The organism is Bradyrhizobium sp. UFLA06-06, assembly GCF_054820065.1.
Genome location: NZ_JADFUD010000144.1, coordinates 1 through 2,648, shown reverse-complemented (window position 1 = coordinate 2,648; position 2,648 = coordinate 1). Strand labels below are relative to the sequence as shown.

2 protein-coding genes are annotated in these 2,648 nt (G+C 64.7%); both read left to right on the top strand.

Features of this window, described 5'->3' with window-relative positions; all coding sequences use genetic code 11:
- Positions 1–196 precede the first annotated feature (196 nt).
- A complete protein-coding gene (gene istA / locus IF803_RS42350) occupies positions 197–1,711 on the top strand; it encodes an IS21 family transposase (RefSeq protein WP_026192312.1) in 1,515 nt (504 codons plus the stop codon).
- Positions 1,708–2,520, top strand: coding sequence for an IS21-like element helper ATPase IstB (istB, locus tag IF803_RS42345; protein ID WP_018269937.1), 813 nt, complete (start codon positions 1,708–1,710; stop codon positions 2,518–2,520). Before istA ends, istB begins: the two co-directional genes overlap by 4 nt.
- The last annotated feature ends 128 nt before the right edge of the window (positions 2,521–2,648 follow it).

The following is a 2,648-nucleotide window of genomic DNA, read 5'->3' as shown; positions in this document are numbered from 1 at the left end:
TGCCGCGCGGCAATCAGGGTGACAGTGGAGCGTCAATCAGGATGAGAGAGCTTCGCCGGGCTCGTGACGCAGGGAGGGCGTAGCCCGACCGGAGTTACGAGCCCGGCGTCGGCGCGATCCACAGGGGACCGCGCCGACTGGTGATCGCGGCCGGCTGGTTGTGCAAGTGGTTCTTCCGCCAAGAGGAATCACTCGCTTGCCAGGCCGACACGTTACCGATCACCAGATGAGGCTCTACATGAAGTACCGTCAGACCGATACCCCGCCAGTGGCCGCCGCCAAGGCGTCGTTCAGTACCTCGACCGCGTATCGCTTTGAGAAGGATCGAAGGCTCCCATTGCAGAAGAAGGGAGCCCGCGGCCGGCGCCGACCGGACCCGTTGGCCAGTGTTTTTGAGACCGAGGTCGTGCCGATGTTGAAGGCGGCCCCCGGCGTGCGGGCTGTCGCGATCTTCGAGGAGATGTTACGCCGCCACCCTGAGCTCGGGGCTGGAATCCGCCGCACGCTGGAGCGCCGGATCCGCGCCTGGCGGGCAATCCACGGCGAGGAGCAGGAAGTCATCTTCCGTCAGACCCACGAAGTGGGTCAGGTCGGCCTGTCCGACTTCACCGACATGGGCGAGCTCGGGGTCACCATCGCGGGCGTGCCGCTCGATCATCGCCTCTATCACTTCCGGCTGGCCTATTCCGGCTTTGAGCACGCCCATGTCGTGCTCGGTGGCGAGAGCTTCGTCGCCTTGGCGGAAGGACTGCAGAATGCTCTGTGGTCGCTCGGCGGCGCGCCGCGGGAGCATCGGACCGACAGTCTGTCGGCCGCCTTCTGCAATCTGGACCGGAATGCTCAGGACGATCTGACCCGGCGGTACGAGGACCTCTGCGCCCATTACGGCATGCGGCCTTCCCGCAACAATCGCGGCATCGCCCATGAGAATGGGGCGATCGAGAGCTCGCATGGCCATCTCAAGCGGACGATCGCCGATGCGCTGCTATTGCGCGGCACTGCCGACTTCGATGATCTCGCGGCCTACCGCGGCTTCATCGACGAGATCGTCAGCCGCCGCAATGCCCGCAACGCCAAGCGCATCGACCACGAGCGCGCCACCCTGCAGGCATTGCCAGATCGCCGCACCTCGGACTACGAGGAGGTGATTGTCCGCGTGACGTCAAGCGGCGGCTTCACCTTGCGCAAGGTGTTCTACACCGTGCCGTCACGCCTGATCGGCCACCAGCTGCGGGTGCGCCTTTACGATGATCGTCTCGACACGTTCGTCGGCGGCACCCATCTCGTCACCCTGCCGCGTGGGCGGCCGCATCCCAACGGCAAGCACGACCAGGTCGTCGATTATCGGCACGTGATCCATTCCTTGCGGCGCAAGCCAATGGCGCTGCTCAATCTCGTCTACCGTGATCGGCTGTTCCCGCGCGATGCCTATCGGAAGACCTTCGATCGTTTGCGCGAACGGCTGCCGGACAAGAAAGCCTGCCGGCTCATGGTCGATCTGCTTGCGCTGGCGCACGAGCGCGGCTGCGAGGCCGAACTCGCCGGTCAGCTCGCCGCCGACCTGGACGCCGGCCAACTGCCCGATCTCGGACAGCTGCGCACGCACTTCGCGCCCGATCCTGCCCGTGTGCCGCAGGTCGTGGTGCATCTCGCGCCACTGGCCGCCTATGAGTGCCTTATCGGCACCGCCGAGATCGGAGGTGCCGCATGAACACGGCCAACACCGTCGACACCGCGCGCCTCAATCTGTTGCTCAACGAGCTGCGGCTGCCCGCCATCAAGGTGCTGTGGCCGCAATTTGCTGAGCAGTCCGACAAGGAAGGCTGGCCGGCGGCCCGCTTCCTCGCCACCATTGCCGAGCACGAGATCGCCGAACGCGGCCGCCGTCGCATCGAGCGGCACCTCGTCGACGCACGGCTGCCAGCCGGAAAGACCTTCGACAACTTCGACTTCGAGGCCGTGCCGATGATCTCCAAGGCGCAGGTCACCGCGCTCGCCGCCGGCGACGGCTGGCTGGGCAAGGGCGCCAATTTGCTGCTGTTTGGCCCGCCCGGTGGCGGAAAGAGCCATCTCGCAAGTGCTCTCGGCCTCGCTCTGATCGAGAACGGATGGCGCGTTCTCTTCACCAGAACCACCGATCTCGTGCAAAAGCTCCAGGTGGCGCGGCGCGAGCTCAACCTCGAGGCCGCCATCAACCGCCTTGATCGCTTCGATCTCCTGATCCTCGATGACCTGGCCTACGTCACCAAGGACCAGGCCGAGACCAGCGTGCTGTTCGAACTCATCAGCGCACGCTACGAGCGACGCTCGATGCTGATCACAGCCAATCAGCCATTCGGCGAATGGAACAGGGTCTTCCCGGACCCCGCTATGACCCTCGCCGCCATCGATCGGCTTGTCCACCACGCTACCATCGTCGAGATGAACGTCGAAAGCTATCGCAGGCGGACCGCGCTCGAACGAAAACGCGGACCTGGACGCCCGCCGTCACACGCGACACCCAAAACCGTCTCTGATTGACGCTCCGCGACAATCAGAGTTCAAAAAACTCTTGCGCGCGACAATCAACGCGGCAATCATCACCTCGCCGCGACACCGACTCGCCATCCTGATTGTCGTGCGCTTCCCACCCAGATTGTCGCGCTATA

Excerpts from the sequence above, each read along its gene's own strand:
- istB (WP_018269937.1), top strand. The coding sequence starts at position 1,708 with ATGAACACGGCCAACACCGTCGACACCGCGCGCCTCAATCTGTTGCTC.